Genomic DNA, 25,382 nt, shown 5'->3' on the forward strand with positions numbered 1-25,382 from the left:
TAATTCATTGTCTTATTTTCTATTAATAACGTGTTCGGTGTGAGCATTCGCCGAGTGCATCAATTTGAGGTAACATCATAATGTCATTAAATATTGAAACGACTCAAGGTTTAGAGCGTCGTGTAACCATCACCGTTCCGGCTGAAACTGTTGTTCAGGCTATCCGCGAAGAATTAAAACGCGTTGCTAAAAATGCGCGTATTGACGGCTTCCGTAAAGGTAAAGTCCCGCCACACATTATTGAAAAACGTTTCGGCGCTTCTGTTCGTCAAGATATTTTAGGCGATTTATTACAAAACCATTTCTTCCAAGCGGTTATCGAAAATAAAATCAATCTCGCAGGCCGCCCAAGTTTCACCGTTGAACAATTTGAAGACGGTAAAGACTTAAAATTCAGCGCTACTTTTGAAGTGTATCCTGAAGTTGAATTAAAAGGTTTGGAAAATATCAAAGTAGAAAAACCGGTTGTTGAAATCTCTGAAGCCGATATTGACAAGATGGTTGAAGTGCTACGCAAACAACAAGCTACTTGGACTGAAAGCCAAGACGCAGCAAAAGCAGAAGATCGCGTAACGATTGACTTCGTGGGTTCTGTTGACGGTGAAGCGTTTGAAGGCGGTAAAGCTGAAGACTTCGTTTTATTCATGGGTCAAGGTCGCATGATCCCGGGCTTTGAAGAGGGCATCGTTGGCCACAAAGCCGGTGAAAAATTCACTATTGATGTCACTTTCCCGGCAGAATATCACGCTGAAAACTTAAAAGGTAAAGCAGCGAAATTTGACATTACGTTGAAGAAAGTCGAACTCATGGTGTTACCTGAATTAACCGATGAGTTTGTTGCGAAATTTGGTCCGAACACCAAATCTGTTGCAGATTTACGCAATGAAATTCGTAAAAATATGCAACGTGAGTTGAAAAATGCATTAGTGACTCGCGTGAAAACCCAAGTCATTGACGGTTTAGTCGAACAAAATCAAATTGATGTACCAAGTTCTGCGGTTGAACAAGAAATTGAGGTATTGCGTCAACAAGCGGCACAACGCTTTGGCGGTAATGCACAACAAGCTGCACAATTACCACGTGAATTGTTTGAAGAACAAGCTAAACGTCGTGTGTTAGTAGGTTTATTACTTTCCCAAGTGATTGCTTCAAATGAATTAAAAGCAGATGAAGAACGTGTGAAAGCCATGATTGAGGATATTGCGTCGGCTTACGAACAACCGGCAGACGTGGTTGCATACTACAGCAAAAACAACGAATTAATGAATAACATTCGTAACGTCGTATTAGAAGAACAAGCTGTTGAAGCGGTGTTAGCGAAAGCGCAAGTCACTGAAAAAGCGGCAACCTTCGATGAGATCATGAATCCACAAGCTTAATGATTCTCCGCGAAGTTCGGTTAATCTTTTAAGTGTTTTTTAGTTAAATACCTCGATGAAAATCGGGGTATTTTTTTGCCTTGTAAATATCACCATGAGATTTTGTTAGGCAACAAAAAAGGGTATCTTAAGATACCCTTTTTCATGTTAGAAACTTACTTACTTGGAGATTGCATAAAACGGAAGAAATCGCTGTCTGGTTTTAAAATCAACAAGTTATCAGAATTAGAGAAGCTGCTTTCATAGGCTTTAAGACTACGAATGAAGCTATAAAATTCCGGTTCTTTACCAAAGGCATCAGCGAAGATTTTCGCTGCGGTAGCATCGCCCTCACCGCGTAATTCTTGCGCTGTTTTTTCTGCGTTGGCAATGATTAACGTCACTTTACGATCAACATCCGCCTGAATAAATGCGGCTTTTTCTTTACCTTGTGAACGGTGTTCGCGAGCAACTGCATCACGTTCGGCACGCATACGTTGGTAAATAGAAGAAGACACTTCATCCGGCAAGTTAATTTGCTTGATACGCACGTCTAGCACTTCAATTCCCAATTCAGCAGTGCTGTCTTGTCCACTATTGAGCGCATTTTTAGCCCCGGCCATGAGTTCACCACGTGTACCTGAAACGATGTCTTTAATGGTGCGGGAACCGATTTCAGAACGCAAACGATCGTTAACTTTACGGCGTAATAAATTGGCTGCTTGTGCGTAGTCGCCACCACCGGTAGTAGTAAAGAAACGACCGAAATCGTTAATACGCCATTTCACATAGGAATCCACCAAAAGGTCTTTTTTCTCTACGGTGACAAAACGATCCGCTTGTCCGTCTAAGGTTTGAATACGGGCATCTAACGCTTTCAAATTATCAATAAATGGAATTTTGAAATGTAATCCCGGTGTATACATGGCCACTTTATTATCGGCGTCACGTTGTACTTTGCCAAAGCGTAACATAATGCCACGCGTACCTTCACTGACAACCACCATGCTGGAATAAAGCACCGCGATAACCACGAAAATGACAGGTAATAAAAATTTACGCATTAGTTAATTCTCCCTTGGCGACCATTGTCGGTACGCGATTCCATTGGTCTAAGTGGTGCTGTTTGCTCATGCGTGCGTGAAACAGGCGCAGAAGTTACCGCACTTTGTTGTGTTTCATTGGATTCACTTACATTAGCACTACCGTTCGAGCCAGTGGACTTTTTACCTTTTAACAATTGTTCTAAAGGTAATACGGTTAAGTTATTTCCATTGGAAGAATCTAACATCACTTTTGGTGTATTTGCCATGACTTTTTCCATGGATTGAATATATAAGCGTTCACGGAATACTGTTGGTGCCGCTTTAAACTCAGGTAAGAGCGGTTGGAAACGTTCGACTTCCCCTTTAGCATCTAACACTACGCGATCTTTATAGGCTGTCGCTTCTTCTAAAATGCGTTGTGCATTACCACGAGCAATCGGCTCTTTCTCACGTGCATAGGCTTCTGCTTCACGAATATAACGTTGTTCGTCTTCTTGCGCTTTAATCGCATCATCAAAGGCTTCTTTGACTTCTTCCGGCGGACGCGCAGATTGGAAGTTCACATCAATCACTTCTAAACCCATATCATATGGTTCAATAATTTGATTTAACGCTTTCCACGTGTTTTCACGTACGACAGAACGACCTGTCGTCAAAATATCGTTCATTGTCATGTGGCCGATGACATATCGTAATGCACTATCGGTAGCCTGATTTAAGCTGTCATTGGCATTGATTGCGCTAAACAGGTATTTTTCAGGATTTTGGATGCGATACTGCACGGTCATTTCCACTTTCACCATGTTTTCATCTTGGGTGAGCATGGAACCTTGTGTTCTTAATTCAAGCACACGCTCAACGTTGACCGGAATCACACGATCAATAAAAGTCGGTTTCCAGTTTAAGCCGGGTTGTTGAATAGAATGGAATTGTCCTAAACGTAGAACGACGCCACGTTCTGCTTCTTTGATGGTATAGAAACCACTGGCACCCCATATTATCACACCGGCTACAATTGCAATTGGTAATAATTTACCTAAGCCGGAAGGCAGGTTAGATTTACCGGAATGATTGTTTTTAGCCCCTTTACCGCCAAGTTTTTTCAATAAGTTATTGAAAATCTCTTCTAAATCCGGTGGTGATTGTTCATTCTTTTTTTGTGAGCTGGAAGAACGATCCCAGTTGGATTGGCCTTCGTTTTTATCGGAACCCTGATTTCCTGAGGATTGCCCGTTTTGCTTTGGTTTGCTCCAAGGATCTTGATCTGAACCATTTAAAGACATTACTTTCTCCATTTGTCAAAAAATTGTTGCAAGTCTAAACAAAATCACGTGTTAAGTCTAACGATTAATAGAAAAGTCTATCAATTTTAAAGGGTTAGTTATTTACGCTATAGTGAATTTTATGTACAAGCCTTTGCGCTTGAAGATGCGTACCATCCCATGCTAAAAAATGAGGCAATATTGAGCTTTCTTGGTTAACAAAAAAGGCAAGATAAAAAGGCAGTTCATCCGTAAAAAACAATTGTCCACGGGGACAATGGGCAGAGAAAATTTGTAAGGTTTCGGGCTGATGTGTGACTTCCGATAATTTTGCGATACCTACGCCTTGCGATTTCAGTACGGCTTCGCGTAGGCACCAAATGCGGTAAAAAGCAGATGTTGGATTAGTTTGCTGCTGAAACCAGTGGATTTCTTCGGTGCTTGCAAAGTGTTCCAATAGGGCTAAATAAGGGCGAACTTTGCTAGGTGATTCAATATCGATGCCTACCGCACTTTTTTCGCCTGGTGGACTGATATGTAAAATCACTGCCACCCAATCACCGGAATGGCTGATATTAAAATCGAGCTCAGAAGAGGGGAATTGCGGTCGCCCGCTTTCTGTACGGGAAATTTGTCCTAAAAGTGCGGTCGGTTTTTCTGCCATTTTGAGTAATTGCCATAGCAAAAAATGGGCTAAACGGCGACATTGCCAACGTTGTTTTACACGCGGGGTATCGTGGCTTAAAGTCAACAAGTTTGCCGGAACAAATGCCGTGGGGATTTCGTGAAAAGGGAAAACGGTGTTAATGTTTCCCCAAGCGATTAGCGTTGTCATCGTGATAAGATAAGAAAAGTGCGGTCAAAAAATCCGTTGCGTTTTGGCACCGCACTTTTTTGTATTATTTCAATAAATAGGCTCTTAACTGCGCAAAATCATTTTCCATTTCATCGGATAATAACGGCAGTTTGTTGTGTTTATCCAAGGCTTCCGGTAACGGCAGTGTTAAATCCAGAATGCGCTCGACGGATTCTTTAAATTTTGCCGGATGTGCAGTGCACAGGAATAAGCCGGTTTCGCCTGCTTGTAAATCCTGTTTTAACACCTCATAGGCCACGGCACCATGTGGTTCACACAAATAACCCAGTTGATGCATAGCGCGTAAGGTGTCTTCTGTTTGCGCATCGGAAATCGCAGCAGCGTGTAACGCATTTAATGCCCAGCCGTTGCGTTTGAACAATTCTTCCACACGTGGCCAGTTGTTCGGGCGGGAAACGTCCATCGCGTTGGAAAGGGTGGCAACGGTCACATTCGGTGACCAGTTTCCGCTGTGCAAGTAACGCGGCACGGTGTCATTAGCATTGGTGGCGGCGATAAAACGTTTAATTGGTAAGCCGAGGGTTTTGGCGATTAATCCGGCAGTGAGGTTGCCGAAGTTGCCGCTTGGCACGGAAACCACCAAGTTTTCACGTTGTTCTTTGGATAATTGTGCCGCTGCTTCAAAGTAATAGCACACTTGCGCCAATAAACGGCTGATATTGATGGAGTTCGCCGAGTTTAAACCAATGGCTTGGCGTAGTTCTGCATCATCAAAGGCTTGTTTGACTAAGGCTTGGCAAGCATCGAAATCGGCATTGATCGCGATGGTGCGAATATTGCCGCCAAGGGTACAGAATAATTTTTCTTGCAATGGGCTGATTTTACCTTTCGGGTATAAAATCACTACATCGATATTTTCTAAACTATAGAATGCATGAGCAACTGCTGCACCGGTATCCCCGGATGTCGCGGTTAAAATCGTGATTTTGCCGTCACCGCGTACGGTCGCAAGGGCTTGCGCCATGAAGCGTCCGCCGAAGTCTTTAAAGGCAAGGGTCGGGCCATGGAACAATTCTAATGCATAAATATTGTCTTCCACTTTGGCAACCGGTGCCGGGAAAGTGAAGGCGTTGCGCACCATTTGTTCAAGCTGTGCTTGCGGGATTTCATCGCCGATTAGTGCGCCAAGGATTTTTTGACTGCGCTCAACCAGCGGCAATGCCAATAGCTCATCGATATTGCTTAAGTGCGGTATGTTTTCAGGGAAAAACAAGCCCTGATCTTTGCCTAACCCTTGGCGTACGGCTTGGGCAAAATTGACCTGTTCTTCGGGGTGTTTGATGTTGTATAAATTCATGTGAAACCTGTTTTTTCGTTTGGCACTTTTAAGATAAAAGTGCGGTGATTTTTTCCGGTGTTTTAATCAAGCTCTCTTGCGCCGGCATTATCGACTTTGCAAATGTGCACAAAGCCTTCGTTGTTTTGTAAATAATGATTTTCAAGATAAGTGGCAAGTTTACCGGCAATATGTAAATCCGGTGCGATGGAAAAGATCGTCGGGCCGGAGCCTGAAATCCCGGTGGCTAACGCACCTAAATCGCGTGTCGCTTGTTTGACCTCAGCAAAGTTAGGTAACAAGGCTTCGCGATAAGGTTCGGCAATGACATCTTTCATCATCATGGCAGCTAAATTTTCCTGCTGCGTGTGGCAAGCGTGCACGAAACCACCCAGATGGCGACCATGTGCAATCACATCTTGACGCGTATAACTTTTCGGTAAAATCGCACGAGCTTCCGCAGTGGACACTTCAATCCCCGGATACGCCAAGACCCAATACCAATGGCCAAAAAACGGCAGAGTTTGGCAAATGTTGCCGAGTGATTGCACCATAAATTGCACACCGCCCAAGTAGCAAGGCGCCACATTATCGTAATGAATGGAGCCGGAAATGCGTCCTTCCAACTCGCCCATCATTTCTAACAATTCCATTTTAGAAAACGGTTCGTCATGGAATTTATTCAGCGCGACCAAGGCGGCAACAATAGAGCAGGCGCTGGATCCTAAGCCTGAACCGATAGGCATGTTTTTCTCTAGCGTTAAACGCAAGGGTTTGACTTTTGTGTTACGCAATTTGAGCTGTTCGCTAAATAACACATAGGCTTGATAAACGATATTTTTTTGCGGCTCCTTTGGTAATTTACGCACAAAATAACCCGCACTTTCTAACTCAAAGCCGGCGGCGATAGGTTCGATTTGCACCACATCGCCTAATAATGAACCGTTAATCGGGGAAATTGCCGCACCTAAGGTATCGAAACCAACGCTAATATTGGCACTGGAGGCCGGTGCATAGATTCTTAGCATAACATTCTCCGTTTAGTGCTTTAAGGTTCTTAAAATATCGGCAAAAATGCCTGCCGCAGTGACGGCATTGCCTGCACCGTAACCGCGTAATAATAGCGGAATCGGTTGGTAGTAACGGGTGTAAAACGCTAGAGCATTCTCACCGTTTTTTACCTTGTATAGCGGATCATCTTTGCCCACGGCAACAATAGAGACTTTGCATTTGCCATTTTCAATTTGCCCAACGTAACGTAAGACTTTTTCTTCCGCTTTGGCATTTTCAACCCGAGCCGCAAAGTCATTATCAAGTTGTGGCAACATCGCCATGAATTCTTCGGTAGATTTCCCTTCAGCAAAACCTTTCGGCAACACGCCTTCCACTTCCACATCAGACAATTCCAGTTCTAAACCACTTTCGCGAGCAAGAATTAACAATTTGCGGGCAACATCTTGACCGGATAAGTCATCGCGTGGATCCGGTTCGGTGAAGCCTTTTTCACGAGCAAGTGCGGTCGCTTGGGAAAGCGTTAAATCTTCTTCCAATTTGCCGAAAATAAAAGAAAGGGAACCGGATAAAATCCCGTCAAAACGTTCCACTTCATCACCGGCGGCTAATAAGTTTTGTAAGTTCTCAATAACCGGTAAACCTGCACCTACGTTGGTTTCGTATAAAAACTTACGCTGGTTTTTATGGGCTAAATCGCGCAGTTTGTGATAATAATCCAAGGCGCGAGTATTCGCTTTTTTGTTTGGCGTAACCACATGGAAACCTTCCGCCAAGGCACGTTCATATAAACTCGCCAAGGATTCTGCCGATGTGCAATCCACAAAGACCGGATTCACAACATGATGTAACTTAATGAAAGACAACAACACATCAAAATCAGACGGTTGGGTGGCATTTTCCAAGTCTTTTTGCCAATTGTCTAAGTTTAAGCCATTCTCGTTTAATAACATTTTATTGGAATTGGCTAAGGCGCAGACACGAATTTCAATGTCTTTTTTGGCTAAATACTCTTTCTGATGTTTGATTTGCTCGATTAATTCACCGCCAACACCGCCAACGCCCACGAGAAAGACTTCTACGATTTTTTTGTTATTAAATAAAGCTTGATGCGTTGCTTTTACCGCTTCAATCGCTTTATTTTGAGCAACCACAGCAGAAATAGAACGCTCGGAAGAGCCTTGTGCAATGGCATTAATACTGATATTGGCTTGGGCTAAGGCAGAGAAGAAACGTGCGGCAATGCCTTTGGCTTGGCGCATTCCATCACCCACTACTGAAATGATGGAAAGATCTTTAATCGTTTCGATAGGATCTAATTGGTGGGCTTTTAATTCTTGCTCAAATTCCGTTTCTAATGCTTTGAGTGCAATCTCCAAAGATTTTACCGGCACACAGAAACTGATGCTGTATTCGGAAGAAGATTGAGTGATTAAAATAACCGATACATTGGCGTTAGACATGGCAGAGAATACGCGTGATGCCATGCCAACCATGCCTTGCATCCCCGGACCGGAAACGTTGAACATGGCAACGTTATCTAAGTTCGTAATGCCTTTGACCTGCAAGCCTTCGGATTTAATATCACCGGCGATAACAGAACCGGGTGCACTTGGATTGCCGGTATTTTTAATTAAACATGGAATATTCGGACGTACCAACGGACCGATAGTACGTGGATGAATCACTTTTGCACCAAAGTAGGAAAGCTCCATGGCTTCGCGATAAGACAGGCTTGGCAACAAACGCGCATCCAATACTAAACGAGGGTCGCAAGTATAAACGCCGTCAACATCTGTCCAAATTTCACAGACGCTGGCGCCTAAACAGGCTGCCAAACAGGCAGCGGAGTAGTCGGAACCATTACGGCCTAACAAGACCAATTCACCTTTATCATTGCCGGCAGTAAAGCCTGCCATTAACACAACTTTCTCTTTGGCGATGGCGCCTGCATTCACGCGTTTGGTGGACGCTTCAATATCCACAGAAGATTCCAAATAACTGCCTTGAGCCAATAATTGTTTAACCGGGTCAACAACGTGTACGCTATATCCATTGGCTTCAAACCAAGCTTTCATCATTGCAATAGAGAGTTTTTCACCGCGGCAATCAATGGTGGCTTTCACCGCATCTTCTACTTTACCGGCTTGCCGGATTTGTGCTAATAAAGAGGCGATTTGTTGGAATTCTTGATCAATAATTTGTTTGGTACCGGCAAGGTCAAAGTTATTATTTTTGGCGTGTAGGCCGTTGATGATGGTATAGAAAATATCTAATGCTTCGTTGAAATGGGAATCGGTAGGTTGATTTAAGCTGGCTTTTTCGGAAAGGGCAACAAGATGATTGGTGATTTTGGCCGGTGCCGATAGCACGCCTGCCGCTTGCTCCTCTAAATGGGCTTTCTCGATAAGCTCGGCAGCCTGCAAAAACCGTTCCGGATTGGCGAGTGATGTGCCGCCAAATTTTAATACACGCATGATATTCTCCTGAGTATGATATATAAAAATGTTTGCATAAAAAAACCCGCTTTATAGAGGAAGCGGGTTGATGAATCTTATTCTTAACGCACTAGCCCGCCCCATTAATCATCGTAATGGTAATCATGGTGGTTGACATAATAATAGTGCGGTTAATTTGACACATAATTTATTTTGCATGGTGAAAAATTAGATATAGAAATACCGAAATTTCATATCCTTGTCAAACGGAATTCGGAGAATTTTGCATTATTTTCTAACTTTTTTAGTTGGTGTAAAATAAATCGCTATTTTGATAAGAAGGAAACCTTATGATTGCGCAAAATCTTGCTCATATTCGGGCGCAGATACAACAATGCGAATGCCGGTTCAAAACGCCAAGTGCGGTCAAATTACTTGCTGTTTCTAAAACGAAACCGATTGAGGCTATTTTAACCGCATACGAAGCAGGCCAAACGGTCTTTGGAGAAAACTATGTGCAAGAGGGCGTTGAAAAGATTCAATTTTGCCAACAACAGCAGATTGAATTGGAATGGCATTTTATTGGACCATTACAATCTAACAAAACCCGCTTAGTGGCGGAATATTTTGACTGGATGCAAACCCTTGAGCGTGCAAAAATCGCTGACCGCTTAAATGAACAACGCCCACCGCACAAGGCACCATTAAATGTGTTAATTCAAGTGAATATCAGCAATGAAACCAGTAAATCCGGCGTACAACCCGATGATATTTTGCCTTTAGCAAAACACGTAGAAAATCTACCGCACTTACGTTTACGCGGTTTAATGGCGATTCCCGAACCTACCGATGATGTGGTGCAACAGGAACAAACGTTTCGTCAAATGCGAACCTTGTTTGAACGTTTGCAACAGGCGTTGCCCCATGCCCAAATTGACACGTTATCCATGGGCATGACCGATGATATGCAAACCGCTATTAAATGTGGCTCTACGATGGTGCGCGTCGGCACAGCAATTTTTGGCAAGCGAGTATGATGTTCACAAAAGTGCGGTCGTTTTTGACCGTGTTTTTTGATTTTAAAGGAAATCAAAACGCCACATTCAATTGAATGTGGCGTTTTGTGTGAGCTGGTTAATTATCTTGCTAAGACGTTTTGTAACGCTTGATAAATAATGTGTGCTTGTTTTCCGGAAAGTGCGGTTTTCTTTTCATCTGAAATAACAACCGCACTTTGTCTGCCGGCGGCAGCAAGTTGCATTTGGTAATCCCCTTTTTCTAATTCAGGGAATTGTGTACCGATTCGCAACCATTCTTCTTGAGATAAAGGTTTATAAGCCAATTCACGAATACCACGCGCGCCTTGTTCTTCGGTAATTTCAAAGCCTAATGTTGGTAATGCAGAAGCTAAACGGTGCCATGCTTTTTCGAATGGCGCATTCAAAACTAATGCAGTACGACCATTAGAATCTGTTGCAATGGCGGACTGAATTGGTGAGGATTGTACTCCTCTTAGTTCTTGCTGTTGCTTTTGATAAGTGCTGTTAAGCTCTCCAACGAATTGATTTAATCGGTCAGAAGCATAACGTTGTTTATCCGCAAAACTTGGTGTGAAAACAGTGTCATCGCGTTTCATTTGTAGCACTGAAACCATTAATGCATTGGCTTGGCGGGTATTTACTTCTTCAATTTGATAGCGTATTTGGGTATTTTTTAAGTCATCCACGCGTCCGGTCTCAGTCCAATCAGTCACTAATTTTTTACCTTCTTTGTGATAACCTATCTCTTGTTCTTTCAGTAAACGTTCAATTTGTTTTAGGTTATACACCTGTTTTTTATTGGATTCATAAACAATTAATGCACGTTCACCATCAAATTGGGTGATGGAACCGTTGATAATGGCTAACGGAATTGATGGAGGTCGAATATCCACGTTTTCTGTTTTCGCAATTTTGACTTGAGGCAATTGATATTCCGCGCTTTGTGTCGGTAAATTGACACCGCCACTGGCGAGTGGAGCGAAAGATGGCAATTCAGGATTTGATTTTTGGTAGTTATCGCCCGCTTGTTGTTTACTTTCATTGCTGGCAGAACAGGCACTTAATAGGGCAACCATTGCTGCAGTGAGTAACCATTTTTTCATAACATATCCTTTTGGCGTGTAATCAAGAGTGAGAAAGTCTGCTTTCGACAGAAGAGAACGGGAAAAGTTCGGGATCTATGTTATAGATCCCGATATCAATTTAAAGTAGTCCGGCAAGTTTTAGGGCTTCTAATACAGACGGTTGTGCTTTTTCACTGAGTACGGTGAGAGGCAATCGAAGAGTCGGCTCTTGAATGAGCCCGAGTTTATAGCAGGCCCATTTCACTGGAATAGGGTTAGATTCGATAAAGAGATTTTTATGTAGCGGCATTAAACGTTGATTTATTTTTTCAGCCTCTTCAAATTTACCTTCGCGAGCTAAATGACACATTTGTGCCATGTCCGCAGGTGCAACATTATTGGTGACGGAAATAACCCCTTCGGCACCCAGTTTCATTGCTTCCAAACTGGTTGCATCATCGCCACTTAATACAATGAAATCATCGCCGGCAAGTTGTTTGATTTTTTGCACACGGGAAATATCACCCGTGGCTTCTTTAATACCCACGATATTTTTGATTTTAGCTAAACGGCCAACAGTTTCCGGTTGTAAATCACTTCCGGTACGTCCCGGTACGTTATACAAAATTTGCGGAATATCGGTGCATTCTGCAATGGCTTTAAAGTGTTGATACATGCCTTCTTGCGTCGGTTTGTTGTAATAAGGTACAACAGATAAACAACCGGAAATACCACTATTATTTAATAATTTTGTCATGGTAATGGCTTCACTGGTGGCATTGGCGCCGGTACCGGCAATAACCGGGATTCTGCCGGCGGCAAACTCAACGGTCTTTAAGATGGCTTTTACATTTTCATCAATGCTGAGGGTGGCGGATTCACCGGTTGTCCCAACAGAAACAATCGCATCCGTGCCGGCATTAATGTGAAATTCAACCAGCTTTTTCAAATTTTCAAAATCCACTTCGCCATGGCTATCCATTGGTGTCACTAATGCAACGATGCTTCCCTGAAATAAAGGATGATTTGACATAAAAGCCTCCATTTTTTGTTATTGTATTCCGGTTTAAATAACAAATTACATTGCCGGAAAAAAGAGTTGTGTTTGCTTGCTAATAGTTGTTTAAGATCGCTAAAATACCCTGAATTTGCAAGAAATTTTTTATTTTTTAAGAGGATTTTTAAATGAATACATTAAAAGTCGGCGAAAATGCACCGCACTTTTCTTTACTGAATCAAAATGGCGAATTAGTTTCTTTGGAACAGTTTAAAGGTAAAAAAGTGTTGGTTTATTTTTACCCAAAAGCGTTAACCCCCGGCTGCACGACACAAGCCTGCGGTTTACGGGATAGCAAATCGGAATTGGAAAACTTGGGCGTAGTGATTTTAGGAATCAGTCCCGATGCCCCGAAAAAATTAGCGCAGTTTATCGAAAAGAAAGCGCTGAATTTCACGTTGTTATCAGACGAAGATCATCAAGTCGCCGAGCAATTTGGCGTATGGGGGGAAAAGAAATTTATGGGACGCACTTTTGATGGTATTCACCGAATCAGTTTTCTTATTGATGAAAACGGTAAAATTGCGCATGTTTTTGATAAATTTAAAACCACAGATCATCATCAGGTAGTGTTGGATTATTTGAAAAAGTGATTTTTTATAACGTTAAAATAAAACGACCGCATGAAAGTGATCTATATCCCCAAAGTGCGGTCCGTTTTTGACCTTTTTTTACTCAAGAAATCAGGCCGAATTTTTCTGATAAGCAATGCCATGCATAAAAAGCTGTAACACATCTTTAAAGAGTTGCTGTTCTTTGCCGGCATAATGTTGTTGTAAGACCGAAGAATGAATCATTTCATCCATTTTTTGAATCAATACATCAATTAAAATCACAGGAAAATCATCACGTACGCTTTTGCGTTGTTGTAACGTGCTGAAAAAATAGTGCATATAGAGATATTTTTCCTGTGCCATTTGCCGAAAAAAAGCCTGTAAGGTTTCATCTTGATCATGATTTAAATCATGTAATACGGCGGTGGAATACAGCGTGGCCATGGATTCTTGCTGCATCGCCAGAATCTGCTGAATCACTGTGGCTAAATCTGCTTCTGTGGCTAACAGTCTGTCAAATTCCCGCCGCATATTATTTTTTTGTTCTTCAAAAATACATTTCACTAAATCTTGCTTGGTGGGGAAATATTTATAAAACGTCACTCGACTCACCCCCGCCGCCCGACAAATTTCTGCGACAGAGGTTAATCTCCAGCCTTGTTGATAAAACAGTTCAGTGGCAACCTGTTTCAAAAAAATATCTTTTTTCATGGTTCGCTCCTTAAGGGGAAATAACATAACTGAAAGCCTTTAATTGTCAAATGACAAATTTGAGAAAGGTTCTTATTTACTTTCGTGTTGTTATTGTGCTAGGTTTACATTATTAATTATTTAATGCAAAAAGTGTAAACTTTAAAAATGAAGCACAGGAGAATCCATGAACAAGTTATCCCCACGACTCAGCTTCATCAGCCTTTGCCTGATGAGTGCCTATTCTTTTTCTATTCATGCCGAAGAAAGTAAACAAACCTCGGTACTAGACGAAATCACTGTCACTGGTGAAAAATTTGAACGTAGTCAATCTTCGACTGGTTCAAGCACAACTGTGGTAACTGGTGATCAATTCAAACGAGAAACTAATTTACTGTCTGCGACCCAATTATTAAAACGCGATGTGAATATTTTAGACACCGGCTTGGGCAATGACTTACCTACTGTGCGTGGCGTTGACGGATCCGGTCCAGCAGTAGGTGCGGTGGCATTTTTTGCCGGTTCACGCCCACGTTTGAATATGCAAATTGACGGTAGAACCTCCAGCTATAACGAATTGGCATTCGGTACAAAATCCCTCTGGGATATGAAACAGGTAGAAATCTATCGTGGGGCGCAAAGCTATGCCCAAGGGCGTAACGCCATTGCCGGTGCGGTGGTCATGACCAGCAATGACCCAACGCAAGAATGGGAAGGCGCTGCGAAATTGAATATGGGGAATCATCGATTGGCGCAAACAGCAGCCCTGATTTCAGGCCCTGTGGTGAAAGACGAATTAGCGTTTCGTTTAAGCGTAGATCATCAACAACGAGAAACGGCTGTGGATTTACCGCATTATGATCCCGTCGGTAACCCACGTTGGTTTAAAGCCACCAATACCCGCGCCAAATTACTGTGGACGCCGTCTGCCTTGCCGGATCTCTATAGCCGTTTAACGTTCAATCATTTAAACGCAAGAGCGCCACAAAGTGAAACGGAATTACAACCTAATTCACCACGTTACACGCCGGAACGCCCGGTATTCCAAACTCGCTCTGCCAGCACCATTTGGGACATTGGCTATCAACTCTCAGAGCATTGGAAATGGGAAAATAAATTGGTTTATACCCACTTTATTCACGATAGAAAAACGACTTCGCCATTCAACACCGCATTGCCGCCAAATCGTCGAGGTGTTCCGGCTCGCGTTGATGGCAATGAATTCCAAATTGAACCCATTGTAAAATACGAAAGCGAAAAATACCGTGGTTTATTCGGTTTGTTCTATTTCAATGCGAAACAAGATGAAAGTGTTACGATGCTTAACGGACGCATTGCTCGCACGCCGATTACAACAAATTTTAATGATAAAACGAAAACCAAGGCGGCCTTTGGTGAAATTACCTTTACGCCGGATATTCCGTTTGAATTAACGCTTTCTGCTCGCTATGAACAGGAACATCATCAGCGTAAAGGCAAAAGTGCGATGTTTTCCATCAACCGGGATAAAAAATACAATGTCTTCCTGCCAAAAGCAGATATTGCATGGAAGATTAACGATGATCAACGCTTAGGCTTTAAAGTAGGCAAAGGTTACAATCCGGGTGGTGCCGGTGTGACCTTCGGTGTCCCATACACCAGCTATGAATATGACGCGGAATATGTCTGGAACTACGAACTTTATCATCGTTGGACATCCGCAGATAAACGCTTACGCATTAACAGCAACCTATTCTATAACGACTACAAAGACATGCAGTTACCGTTCACCCTTGGTCCAAATTCCATCGTGATCCGCAATGCCGATAAAGTCGTTACCTATGGTGCGGAAATCAATACCGAATGGCAGGCCACGGAGAAACTGGCACTCAATGCGGGCATCGGGATGTTAAAAACCGATATTAAACATTATCCAAACAGCGGCATTGAAGGGAATAAACTTGCTCGCGCACCGAGTTTCAGCGGAAAAGTGGGGGCCAATTATCGTCTTCTTGACCACCTAGAAATTGGCACCAATTACAGCTACAACAGCAGTTATTATTCCACTGCCGACAACTTAGCCAATGGTAAAGTAGGGCATTATGACCAACTTGATGTTTATTTAGCGTACGACTTTAAGCATGCCAGAATCACGCTTTATGCCGACAACGTGCTTAACTCACGCAAAGATATCTTACTCGTACCGCGCTCTGGCGACATTACCCGTCAGCCGGAACGCCAAATTGGGCTTTCTACCGAGTTAAGATTCTAAGCAATGAGTAAGCAGCACCAACAAATTTGCCAACCAGTTGCCGCGCAATTACGCGCCTCAATGTGGTTGGCAACCTTCGCACAAGGCTTAAAAATCGGGATTTGGCTTTTGATGATCCACATTGTGTTCACCGTCAGCCAATCTCTTACATTTCCTTATTGGCAGATTTTTGCGCTGCTTGCCATTTCCATTTTGTATTACACTTGCAAAATTAAAGCGCACGACAAATCTCATTATGCGGCCTTTGAATTGGAAAAAATGCTACGCCAACAGCTTGCGAAAAAAATCAGTCAATTATCGTTAGGCAAAGTCAATGAAATCGGTTCAGGCGGTTTAACCAAAGTGCTGTGCGATGACGTAAACGAATTGCACACCTTTGTTGCCGATGCGCCCCCCCTTAAAGCGGAGGCTTATTCCACACCGATTTTCGTGTTGGCGGCATTGTTTTGGTTAAATTGGCAAATGGCATTGGCTGTGGTGATTTTCCTTGTCGTGTTGTTTACGATTCTGCAACGTTTAATGCAAAAAAGCCGCTTGAATTATCGTGATTACGGTGCTGCCGTGAGCCGAATCAATAGCGCGATTATTGAATATATTCAAGGCATGAGCACGATTCGTACCTTTGATGCGGGACAAAGTTCGTACAGCCGTTTTAGCACCGCATTGGAAAATTTTAATCAGGTCATCTTCGCTTTTTTAGCCAAAGTAGGCGCGCCAACACGTCTTGCCCGTTCGCTCTTTACGCCAATGCCGATCATGCTGTTTTTGATCGTGTTAGGCGTGTATTTACACTTGCTTGTGCTGCTTTCCACCTTTGGCTTTTTAGTATTAGCCGCCGGGTTAATTGAAACCATGCATCCTTACATGGGGCTGTTTCATTTGTTGGAACGCTCCCGTGCCGCCATTGAACGCATTAACGAAATAAAAACGTTGGAAAATGCCACCGCACTTTTACCGCTACAAACGCCAAAGGGGTATGCGGTTCAATTTGAACAGGTCAATTTCAGCTATGATGCCGACAAAGCGACGCTGAAAAATATCGATTTCAGCGTACCGCAAAATAGTTTTACTGCCATTATTGGCACTTCAGGCTCCGGCAAAACCACCTTACTCAATTTGCTGTTGCGCTTTTGGGATGTCGATAGCGGAAAAATCACCTTAGGTGGTGCAGATATTCGTCATATGGAACAGGATCAACTCATGAAATATTGTTCGGTCGTATTTCAGGATAACTTCTTATTTTCTTGCTCTATTGCCGAAAACATCGCTTACGGCATAGAAAATGTGACGGAAGAAGCCATTATCAATGCCGCCAAACAAGCCCGCATTCACGACTTTATTATGACTTTGCCGGAGCAATATCAAACAAAAGTGGGGGAACGCGGACAATTATTGTCAGGCGGACAAAAACAACGTATCAGTATAGCCCGCGCCTTTTTACAAAATCGCCCGATTTTATTGCTAGACGAACCCACGGCTTTTTCCGATGCAAAAAACGAGGCGGATTTAATGCAGGCATTTCATGCGCTGATGCAAAATAAAACAGTGATCATGGTGGCGCATCGCCTGTCTAGCATTACCCAAGCCGATCAAATTATTTATTTAGAGAACGGCAAAATCATCGCTCAAGGCAATCACCAAGTCTTGTTGCAAACCAATGTTGCCTATCAAACCCTTTGGGCGGAATATCAACAGGCAAAATCTTGGACGATACATTAGAGAATGTTATGCAATCTTACTTTAATCCTGAAACTCAACGTGTAAAAAGCCTGTGGCAAACTTATCACGCCTTATTTGCCGCCGCCCAACAGCAACAAAGCGCATTCTTACGCTGTCTCGCTTTTGCGGCACTGTCTGCAACCTTATTCGGCGTGGCTATCGGCTTGCTGTATCCGCTGCTTTTGGCATTAGAACAAACTGAAGCAGGACAAAGTGCGGTCATTTTTTGGAGTGTTTTGTGTGGCGTGCTTTTAATCGCCAGCCTCCTTTTCCGTATTTGGGCGGAATATTATGACACCAAAGGTGATTCATTTTTGGCGACATATCAATTAAGACGTCAACTGGGCGAAAAACTTCGCCGCGTATCTCTTGCCGTCCTCAGTGGATTTCGTGCAGGCGAACTCAGTGCCGTTGCCATCCAAAGTATTAATGAAGCCACAAATTACGCATTCAGTTTAATTAGTATTCTAATTTACGGCATCGTAACACCGGTGTCTGCCGCCCTTTGTCTTTGTTTCTTTGATTACCGCTTTGGGCTGCTGATCTTCATTATTTTCCCGCTTATCGTGCCACTTTATTTATGGCGGAGAAAAGCTTTCCGTCGTGGATTCAGTATTTTGGCAGAAGCTAATCAGCGACTTAAAGGCGAAACTATTGAGTTTGTGCAAGGTTTGGAAATTCTGAAATCAACAGGGCAAACTGAAAACAAACAACATATTTTCAACCGTGTGATTGAAGATGTCGCCAACATTCAACGCATCGGCACTAAAAAAGGCGAACGCCCGAATTTGATTATTACCTCAAGCATTCAATTCAGCCTGATTGCGGTATTAATTGTTGGCACATTTTGGGTGATTTCCGGTAGCGCTCATTGGGTATTGTTAGCCACAGTGCTGATTTTAATTGCGCGAATTTCAGATGTATTGAACTTCTTTGTGCAAATGTCTTCACTCTTAGAAATTTTTGTGATCAGCTGTGAAAAATTTGAAAAACTGATGGCATTGCCTGAATTGGCGGAAAATCATGGCAGCAGATTACCCACCGATTATCGCATTCGCTATGAGCATGTCCGCTTTGGTTACAATGCCGAAAAAACCATCCTAAACGACATTAATCTGGACATAAAACCTAATAGCCTCAATGCTTTTGTGGGCACCAGCGGTTGTGGTAAAACAACATTACTCCGCTTGTTGTTGCGTTATGCTGATCCGCAATCAGGGCGAATTACGATCGGCGGTATCGATATTCGGGATGTTAGCCAAGAACAGCTCATGCGCTTAATTTCTGTGGTGTTTCAAGACGTGTATTTATTCCAAGACAGCGTATTAAATAACATCCGAATGGCAAAACCCAATGCCACCGATGAAGAGGTGATTCACGCCTGCAAACTTGCCCAATGTCATGATTTTATTCAGGCATTACCACAAGGCTATCAAACGCAAGTTAATGAAATTGGGAGTAATTTTTCCGGCGGTGAAAAGCAACGACTTGCGATTGCCCGCGCGATTTTAAAAGACGCACCGATTCTCATTTTAGATGAACCGACAGCATCGTTGGATACCCGCAATGAGCTTGCAGTGCAAAAAGCGCTGGATCAGCTGGTTAAAGACAAAACCGTGTTGATTATCGCTCACCGATTTTCCACCATTGTGGGCGCGCATTGCATTTATGTGTTGGAAAACGGCAGCATTGCCGAACAAGGCACGCATCAAACACTCTTAGAACAAAAAGGACGTTATGCAGCGTTTTGGCAATGCCAACAAGGCAACATCACTCACTAAACAAGATTGGGCGATCCTTGCCACGACTGCCGGCTTTAAATTTTGCGTAGTGGCGTTTTATATGATTGGCCTCATCACCATGTTAAAAGAGATGGGGTTCGATCTTAAACAGCTTAGTTGGTTCTATTTGCTTGGTGGAATGGAAATGGCGAAATTCATCGTTTCACCGTTAATTGAACGCTATCGTCTCAAGCGTATCGGGCAATTTCGCGGCTGGCTATGCCTTTCCTCGCTAATCATTTTTATTGCCCTATTCATGTTGAATTTCATCCAACCGCAACGGGATTTTACGCTGCTTATGGTGGCGTGTGTGCTATTGAACCTAAGCAGTCTATTTTTCGGTTGTGCAACGCTAGGATTAACCTGTGCCATCCTGCCTTTTGAGCAACGTGGCTTTGGCGGTGTCATTCAGGTGATCGCAGGACGAGTGGGTAAAATGCTTGGCGGCGGTTTGGTGTTACTGATTTATCATCATTACGGCTGGCAAAGTGCGGTGGATTTAATCAGTGTTTTTGCGCTACTGCTGCTCCTACAAATCAGCCTATATTCAGAACCTACAGTTACGGCTGAATCGCAAAATCCGCCATTGCATTTTTTATTCACACGGTTTTTCCACTTTTGGCAACAACCGCACATTTCATTTCGTTGGTTGATTTTATTGTTATTTGTGTTTATTCCCAGCGGCATGGTGGTCAGTAGTTTCATTCCGCGTCTAAATGCCTTGGGCTGGAGCAGCCAACACATTGGGCTATTACTTTCCGTATTCGAACCCCTTTGTGCTATCGCCTTTGCGCCGCTAAGTGGTCTATTACTCAAAAAATATTCTCGGGTTTCTGTCACCCAATGGGTATTATTTAGCCAAATCTTTGCCTTCTGCTTATTTATTTTATTTGAATATGTCGGCACGGATTTTCCTTATCTTATCGCCGCGCCGATTTTATTGTTAAGCATCACATACGCGTTGCTGGTGCCGTGCTTGCTCGCCATGATTATGGATAAATCCAATCAAACTTACGCCACGCTCGACAGCGCATTGCAATTCTCTGTCGCCCTCTTCGGCGCCTACCTAGCAGGCTTTGTCTCCCTCCGTCTCGCGCATGCCTTTGACTATCTCACAGTTTACCTCGCCGCCACCTTCATTGCCGTTGGAATATGGCAATTTTTTGGATGCCGAAAAGAAGCATTATCATAAATTTACAAAGCTTCATGACAAAAATCCTCGGTTACAAATAATATTGACGAATTAGAGCAGGTAAATACATGGCTATATTCGTTATCATAACGAGGTATGTATTAAACTCAGATTAAACAATTTGAGCTCTGTGCAGGACAGAGCTCAATATTTAATATCTGTCCACGTTTTGGGACAGATTAAAGTGCGGTCGTTTTTTTAGGTATTTTTACCAACTATAGTTGAGTTTTACACCAAATTGGTTCTGTTTCTCTTTGTTTTTACCTCGGCTATTGCCAGCATACATTGAGACTTTCCAAGGTTTATAACCAAAACTGATGTTTGCTTCATGGTAAGTGTAGTGCCCAAATGTTTGCTCAAACTCTTGTCCATTAATACGTTGGCTATAAGATTTATTTCCCGTTGAAACATAGTAACTCGAGATCTCTGGTGTAATTTCCAAGCCATTGACGTTAAAGTGGTAACCTACTTTTACACCGGTATGGTAGGTCGGTAATTTGATTGCCGGGTTTTTCACAATAACGCCGTTTAATTCGCCTTCACTTGAGCTGAATTGGTGATAACGAACTCCTAGCATTGGTGTAATTTGCAGACCATTTATCATAACGTCATAAGCCATATTAAGACCAACATTTACGATATTGCGATCAAATTTATGTTCGCCGTCAATTTTGCTGCGCGACCAACCGTAGCTTGTATCAATAGCCCAACTAAATCGATCGATTTGCTGTTTTGCATACAGGGTTGCTAAGGAGAGGGTGTTTTTACCATTTAATGATGAAAACTCATTATTGGTTTGTGCGTGGGTTACCATCGCCCCTAATACAACACCATTCGTCATTTCTGGTGTTTCTGCACCTAATGCAACCTGATTACTTTTACTGTGGAAGTTTTTGTAATCATCTGAATGATATTTATGATTACTGTTGTTATAAGAAAGCCACATGCCAGAACGTTGAGTCAAAATTGTTCGATCTAAACGTGAAGCTAACTGAAGATTAAGTGCGGTCAACATCGCTGTATCAGATAGGACAGCATTGGTATTCGCACTGATAATATCTTTTTGTTTGTATGTCACAGGTTTTGTTGCATTATGTTGACGAGCCTCTTCGGCTAAGCGAGCAGCCTCTTTTTCTTTCGCGATACGCTCTGCTTCTAATCGCGCTAATTCACGTTGACGTGCTTCTTCAGCTAAACGAGCCGCTTCTTTTTCTTTGGCGATGCGTTCAGCTTCGAGACGGGCTTGTTCCTCTTTCTCTTTAGCGATACGCTCCGCTTCTAAGCGCGCTAATTCACGTTGACGTGCTTCTTCAGCTAAACGAGCCGTTTCTTTTTCTTTCGCGATGCGCTCTGCTTCGAGGCGTGCTTGTTCCTCTTTCTCTTTAGCAATACGTTCTGCCTCTAAGCGCGCCAATTCACGTTGACGTGCTTCTTCGGCTAAACGAGTCGCTTCTTTCTCTTTGGCGATGCGTTCTGCTTCGAGACGGGCTTGTTCCTCTTTCTCTTTGGCAATACGCTCTGCCTCTAAGCGCGCCAATTCACGTTGACGTCCTTCTTCAGCTAAACGAGCCGCTTCTTTTTGTTTCGCGATGCGTTCTGCTTCAAGACGTGCTTGTTCCTCTTTCTCTTTGGCAATACGCTCTGCTTCTAAGCGAGCCAATTCACGTTGGCGAGCCTCTTCGGCTAAACGAGCTGCCTCTTTTTCTTTCGCGATGCGCTCTGCTTCAAGACGGTCTTGTTCCTCTTTCTCTTTGGCAATACGCTCTGCTTCTAAGCGCGCCAATTCACGTTGACGTGCTTCTTCAGCTAAACGAGCCGCTTCTTTTTCTTTGGCGATACGTTCTGCTTCAATTTTTTCGTTTTCTAACTTGGCATTGTAGAGTCGGAAAATACCATCTTGTTCAATCAAACTATAAACGTAGGCACCAAGATCTACATGATTTCTGGCTAATGATACTTTTAATGCCGGATCTCTGGTTGCTTTAGACGCATCCAGTAAATCAAGTTTTTCATATTTAGCTTCACCACCGCTATCTTTAACATCTAGTACAAAATTACCGCTTGCCTGATGGGTTACAGTAACTTTATCGCCGCGTTGATTTGTAAGTGCAGAAGTATAATGAAATTCTCCTTCGCCGCTTAATTCATTAATTGTTAAGTGATTATAGACTGTGGGATTTGCATGGTTATTTAAGAAAATATGGCTTTTTTCTAAATTTAAGCGTGCAGTTTGGCTATCACCGGTCAGTGTCCAATTCGTATTTTCTGTCAGTCTTACTTGGCTGTTTCCGATGCCGTTAATCGTCCCGAATAAATGAGCTTTACCTAAAATAAGTTGAGCATTGTCAGTGAGTTGCGTATTGCCACGGATTTCGGTTGCTGTAAAGCTATCCAATGCTTTGGTTGAAATGACCTCATTGCTACAAGTGACTTTTCCTGTGTAATCAGAGCGAATACAAACAGGATCATTGTTTTTATAGCCTAAATGTATTTGACCATTTTGGCTTGCATTGAAGTTGGCATTAACTTGGGCAACGTTACGGCTACTATAAAAGACAGAATTATTGTTTACATTAATGCTGTTGGCATTAAAAGTGCGGTTAATCCATTCATCATCAAAGACGACATCTTTCCCTTTGTTACCATTTAAATAATCATTGGCATGAGGAACAGGTCTGCCGGAGAATAGCGCAATACCCTGATTTAATGTGACGTCTCCGTTAAGCTGACTACCGCCGGTAAACAGGAAAGTGGACTGGTTGTTTACGGCATTGATATTAACGTTTAATTTTCCGTTATGGAGAGAGGCATTTGTTTCACCTAAATAGCCATCAAAAGCATTAATCGTTGCATCTGGTCGTTGTGTTTCCCTTTGGGTAACAATATTAATTGCTTCTTCACGATCCGTTGCTACGATTTCCCAATCGTCTGTACTGCCTTGATCCGGCTTACAAGGGAATGAGGCTTTCATATTGCCGTGTTTAGAAACAAAGTAACGATTTTCACAGCCATTTTGCCAATGATATAAGTGATCTCCTGCGGGGCGGTTTGAATTCTGAACTTCACGAATCTTCACTTGTTCCGGGAAAAATAAGTTTTGGCCTGTCAGAGTAAGCGTTGATGCTTGATTCTCATTATGATTGACAATCATTGCACCTTCATCAACATTGCGAATTCGTTTAAATGTTAAGTTATTCCCGTTAAGATCTAAACGACCGCCACGGAAACCAAAATAGATACGATCCGGATTAACTTGTTCGGCATCATTTAAAATAACCGTTGAACGACCACTCACAATACCGACTTCTTTAAATGCCTGTTTATTGCCATTTTCATCTGCTTGTTGGTTTAAAATAACGGTACCGTCACCAACGCTGATTTTTCCGTCATTTTTTCCGGTTCCATTAACATGCAATGTACCGCGACCAATTTTAGATAAAATGTCGTTATTGCGAATTTGCCAATTAACTTGTTTTCCCTCACCAACGGATATTCCTGCACCTGTCCATGCGGTATTTGTACTTTGTCCGCTGACTGTATAATCCCCGTTAAAATAAAGCCCGCCAGCGCCTTGATTAATATCGCCTTTAAGTTTTAATAAACCATTATTCCCGTTTAAATAAGCGGTTTTACCATAGTTAAGTTGTTCTTCTGCTGTTTTTAAAGAGGCATCAATTAAATCAACGACTAAGGTTTTATTGTTATTTCTTGTACTACGAATCGTACTGGTTTTATCTGCTGCTTCCCAAATGAACTCTTCATTGTTATCTGCAGAAATTTGACCCGCAATATCTTCAGCATATCGCTGTTGATTAAAATCATTGCGATAAATAATGTATTCCTGCCAAGTGGTGTTTTTATACCCACCCCAATAGGTATAAGTCCCTAAAAAGACCCATTTATTTTGTTGTTTATCAAATGTAAAAATTGGTGAGCCGCTGTCTCCTGGAACAGCATAGTTGGTAAGCGGTTTATCAAATAAATTGCCGTATAAATCGAGGAATCCCTGTTTTTTAGGCTGTAAGTCATAGGATTGTCCACCGATGGCGTAGTTATAAGCACCTTGTAATTCTTCACGGTTTTTATCTGCGCTTTCACGGAATTGTGTTCCTGCCCCGACTCTGAGCATATAAGGGAAACGGGCTGTATCCATGTAAGTATTCGGATCCGTTCCTGCCGTTGTTGTTGGCATTGGAACAACTTCAGTGACAAAACGGTGTAAGCGAGGAGAATGATAGTCTTCATGGCGACGATCATATTTCCACCAAATATCTGGAGGACCGTCATTATTTCTGTCCACTAATCTGTAAGTGTCATCAGGAATGTCGCTATGACCGGTTTTTATACCAAAGCGAACATTTTTGTAACCGCTGTTATGTTTTACGCTCACGACATACTGCGGATCAACGAGAGTCGCGACACGCATTTGCACATCAACAGGGCTAAAGTCGATCATCGGTAAATTCGGTAAAAGGGTACCCAACGCATTGCCGTTTTTATCCCGGATTTCCACATTCGTTGCGCCGACATGGAATTTACCTTTGTTTTCGGCGAAATCACGGAAGATTTGATAATCCACATCGCTGCGTACAATGGCAGCAAAGGCGGACGGATGTAATGCCAGAGCAATAGAGGAGGCTGTAAGCGTGCGACAAAGTGGTTTTAATAATTTTTTCATAAAGACCTTAGATATCGATTTAATAATGCTTGTACGTTTTTATATGAGAAAATTTAGGGGGGGTACATATAAAAGTGCGGTGCGTTTT

General features: G+C 42.7%; 17 protein-coding genes. 7 read left to right on the forward strand and 10 right to left on the reverse strand.

From position 1 onward, the window contains the following. Nucleotides 1-80 precede the first annotated feature (80 nt). Nucleotides 81-1,379 (forward strand): trigger factor, encoded by a 1,299-nt coding sequence (gene tig / locus ACO5E4_RS05310; protein WP_485862316.1) that lies wholly within the window; start codon nucleotides 81-83, stop codon nucleotides 1,377-1,379. 155 nt (nucleotides 1,380-1,534) lie between these two features. Here tig and hflC read toward each other — a convergent pair whose 3' ends face one another. From hflC to thrA, 6 genes are all read right to left on the reverse strand, one after another. After that, a complete protein-coding gene (gene hflC / locus ACO5E4_RS05315; protein ID WP_485862317.1) occupies nucleotides 1,535-2,422 on the reverse strand; it encodes a protease modulator HflC in 888 nt (295 codons plus the stop codon). Continuing rightward, on the reverse strand, nucleotides 2,422-3,687 hold the full coding sequence (gene hflK / locus ACO5E4_RS05320; RefSeq protein ID WP_485862318.1) for an FtsH protease activity modulator HflK: 1,266 nt from the start codon (nucleotides 3,685-3,687) through the stop codon (nucleotides 2,422-2,424). Before hflK ends, hflC begins: the two co-directional genes overlap by 1 nt. Before the next feature lie 94 nt (nucleotides 3,688-3,781). Further along, a complete protein-coding gene (locus ACO5E4_RS05325; RefSeq protein ID WP_485862319.1) occupies nucleotides 3,782-4,501 on the reverse strand; it encodes a 4'-phosphopantetheinyl transferase family protein in 720 nt (239 codons plus the stop codon). A 64-nt stretch (nucleotides 4,502-4,565) separates the two neighbouring features. Continuing rightward, nucleotides 4,566-5,840 (reverse strand): threonine synthase, encoded by a 1,275-nt coding sequence (gene thrC, locus ACO5E4_RS05330; protein ID WP_485862320.1) that lies wholly within the window; start codon nucleotides 5,838-5,840, stop codon nucleotides 4,566-4,568. A 62-nt stretch (nucleotides 5,841-5,902) separates the two neighbouring features. Then, on the reverse strand, nucleotides 5,903-6,847 hold the full coding sequence (gene thrB / locus ACO5E4_RS05335; protein WP_485862321.1) for a homoserine kinase: 945 nt from the start codon (nucleotides 6,845-6,847) through the stop codon (nucleotides 5,903-5,905). Between the two features lie 12 nt (nucleotides 6,848-6,859). Continuing rightward, nucleotides 6,860-9,307 carry a bifunctional aspartate kinase/homoserine dehydrogenase I gene (thrA, locus tag ACO5E4_RS05340; RefSeq protein WP_485862322.1) on the reverse strand — a complete coding sequence of 816 codons (2,448 nt, stop codon included), beginning with the start codon at nucleotides 9,305-9,307 and terminating at the stop codon, nucleotides 6,860-6,862. A gap of 311 nt (nucleotides 9,308-9,618) precedes the next feature. On the opposite strand from thrA, the gene ACO5E4_RS05345 reads away from it, so the two are divergent. Continuing rightward, nucleotides 9,619-10,305: a YggS family pyridoxal phosphate-dependent enzyme gene (locus tag ACO5E4_RS05345; RefSeq protein ID WP_485862323.1), complete on the forward strand. Its 687-nt coding sequence runs from the start codon at nucleotides 9,619-9,621 to the stop codon at nucleotides 10,303-10,305. A 101-nt stretch (nucleotides 10,306-10,406) separates the two neighbouring features. Here ACO5E4_RS05345 and bamC read toward each other — a convergent pair whose 3' ends face one another. Continuing rightward, nucleotides 10,407-11,411, reverse strand: a complete 1,005-nt coding sequence (bamC, locus tag ACO5E4_RS05350) for an outer membrane protein assembly factor BamC (protein WP_485862324.1) — start codon at nucleotides 11,409-11,411, stop codon at nucleotides 10,407-10,409. A gap of 100 nt (nucleotides 11,412-11,511) precedes the next feature. Further along, nucleotides 11,512-12,405, reverse strand: a complete 894-nt coding sequence (gene dapA, locus ACO5E4_RS05355; RefSeq protein WP_485862325.1) for a 4-hydroxy-tetrahydrodipicolinate synthase — start codon at nucleotides 12,403-12,405, stop codon at nucleotides 11,512-11,514. A 152-nt stretch (nucleotides 12,406-12,557) separates the two neighbouring features. On the opposite strand from dapA, the gene bcp reads away from it, so the two are divergent. Next, on the forward strand, nucleotides 12,558-13,022 hold the full coding sequence (gene bcp, locus ACO5E4_RS05360) for a thioredoxin-dependent thiol peroxidase (RefSeq protein WP_485862326.1): 465 nt from the start codon (nucleotides 12,558-12,560) through the stop codon (nucleotides 13,020-13,022). Nucleotides 13,023-13,112: 90 nt separating this feature from the next. Here the strand turns inward: bcp and ACO5E4_RS05365 are convergent, their stop codons facing one another. Beyond that, complete coding sequence (locus tag ACO5E4_RS05365; protein WP_311351421.1) at nucleotides 13,113-13,694, reverse strand: TetR/AcrR family transcriptional regulator; 582 nt, start codon at nucleotides 13,692-13,694, stop codon at nucleotides 13,113-13,115. A 166-nt stretch (nucleotides 13,695-13,860) separates the two neighbouring features. Here ACO5E4_RS05365 and ACO5E4_RS05370 point away from each other — a divergent pair, with 166 nt between their 5' ends. Genes ACO5E4_RS05370 through ACO5E4_RS05385 form a run of 4 tightly spaced genes read left to right on the forward strand, consistent with a single transcriptional unit; the run spans nucleotide 13,861 to nucleotide 20,616 of the window. Beyond that, nucleotides 13,861-15,924, forward strand: a complete 2,064-nt coding sequence (locus tag ACO5E4_RS05370) for a TonB-dependent receptor (protein WP_485862327.1) — start codon at nucleotides 13,861-13,863, stop codon at nucleotides 15,922-15,924. A gap of 3 nt (nucleotides 15,925-15,927) precedes the next feature. Further along, the gene (locus tag ACO5E4_RS05375) at nucleotides 15,928-17,643 is read left to right on the forward strand and encodes an ABC transporter ATP-binding protein (protein WP_485862328.1); all 1,716 of its coding nucleotides are present in this window, start codon (nucleotides 15,928-15,930) and stop codon (nucleotides 17,641-17,643) included. Beyond that, the gene (locus ACO5E4_RS05380; protein WP_485862329.1) at nucleotides 17,628-19,424 is read left to right on the forward strand and encodes an ABC transporter ATP-binding protein; all 1,797 of its coding nucleotides are present in this window, start codon (nucleotides 17,628-17,630) and stop codon (nucleotides 19,422-19,424) included. The genes ACO5E4_RS05375 and ACO5E4_RS05380 overlap by 16 nt, the downstream gene beginning before the upstream one ends. Then, entirely contained in the window at nucleotides 19,381-20,616 is a 1,236-nt protein-coding gene (locus ACO5E4_RS05385; protein WP_485862330.1) for an MFS transporter, read from the forward strand. Before ACO5E4_RS05380 ends, ACO5E4_RS05385 begins: the two co-directional genes overlap by 44 nt. Before the next feature lie 208 nt (nucleotides 20,617-20,824). Here ACO5E4_RS05385 and ACO5E4_RS05390 read toward each other — a convergent pair whose 3' ends face one another. Next, entirely contained in the window at nucleotides 20,825-25,294 is a 4,470-nt protein-coding gene (locus ACO5E4_RS05390; RefSeq protein ID WP_485862331.1) for a S6 family peptidase, read from the reverse strand. Nucleotides 25,295-25,382 lie beyond the last annotated feature (88 nt).

The sequence above is a fragment of the Aggregatibacter sp. genome, from assembly GCF_057314075.1.

Bases quoted from the DNA above. Each gene is read 5' to 3' on its own strand.
- tig (WP_485862316.1), top strand. From the start codon at position 81: ATGTCATTAAATATTGAAACGACTCAAGGTTTAGAGCGTCGTGTAACC.
- hflC (WP_485862317.1), bottom strand. From the start codon at position 2,422: ATGCGTAAATTTTTATTACCTGTCATTTTCGTGGTTATCGCGGTGCTT.
- hflK (WP_485862318.1), bottom strand. From the start codon at position 3,687: ATGTCTTTAAATGGTTCAGATCAAGATCCTTGGAGCAAACCAAAGCAA.
- ACO5E4_RS05325 (WP_485862319.1), bottom strand. From the start codon at position 4,501: ATGACAACGCTAATCGCTTGGGGAAACATTAACACCGTTTTCCCTTTT.
- thrC (WP_485862320.1), bottom strand. From the start codon at position 5,840: ATGAATTTATACAACATCAAACACCCCGAAGAACAGGTCAATTTTGCC.
- thrB (WP_485862321.1), bottom strand. From the start codon at position 6,847: ATGCTAAGAATCTATGCACCGGCCTCCAGTGCCAATATTAGCGTTGGT.
- thrA (WP_485862322.1), bottom strand. From the start codon at position 9,307: ATGCGTGTATTAAAATTTGGCGGCACATCACTCGCCAATCCGGAACGG.
- ACO5E4_RS05345 (WP_485862323.1), top strand. From the start codon at position 9,619: ATGATTGCGCAAAATCTTGCTCATATTCGGGCGCAGATACAACAATGC.
- bamC (WP_485862324.1), bottom strand. From the start codon at position 11,411: ATGAAAAAATGGTTACTCACTGCAGCAATGGTTGCCCTATTAAGTGCC.
- dapA (WP_485862325.1), bottom strand. From the start codon at position 12,405: ATGTCAAATCATCCTTTATTTCAGGGAAGCATCGTTGCATTAGTGACA.
- bcp (WP_485862326.1), top strand. From the start codon at position 12,558: ATGAATACATTAAAAGTCGGCGAAAATGCACCGCACTTTTCTTTACTG.
- ACO5E4_RS05365 (WP_311351421.1), bottom strand. From the start codon at position 13,694: ATGAAAAAAGATATTTTTTTGAAACAGGTTGCCACTGAACTGTTTTAT.
- ACO5E4_RS05370 (WP_485862327.1), top strand. From the start codon at position 13,861: ATGAACAAGTTATCCCCACGACTCAGCTTCATCAGCCTTTGCCTGATG.
- ACO5E4_RS05375 (WP_485862328.1), top strand. From the start codon at position 15,928: ATGAGTAAGCAGCACCAACAAATTTGCCAACCAGTTGCCGCGCAATTA.
- ACO5E4_RS05385 (WP_485862330.1), top strand. From the start codon at position 19,381: ATGCAGCGTTTTGGCAATGCCAACAAGGCAACATCACTCACTAAACAA.
- ACO5E4_RS05390 (WP_485862331.1), bottom strand. From the start codon at position 25,294: ATGAAAAAATTATTAAAACCACTTTGTCGCACGCTTACAGCCTCCTCT.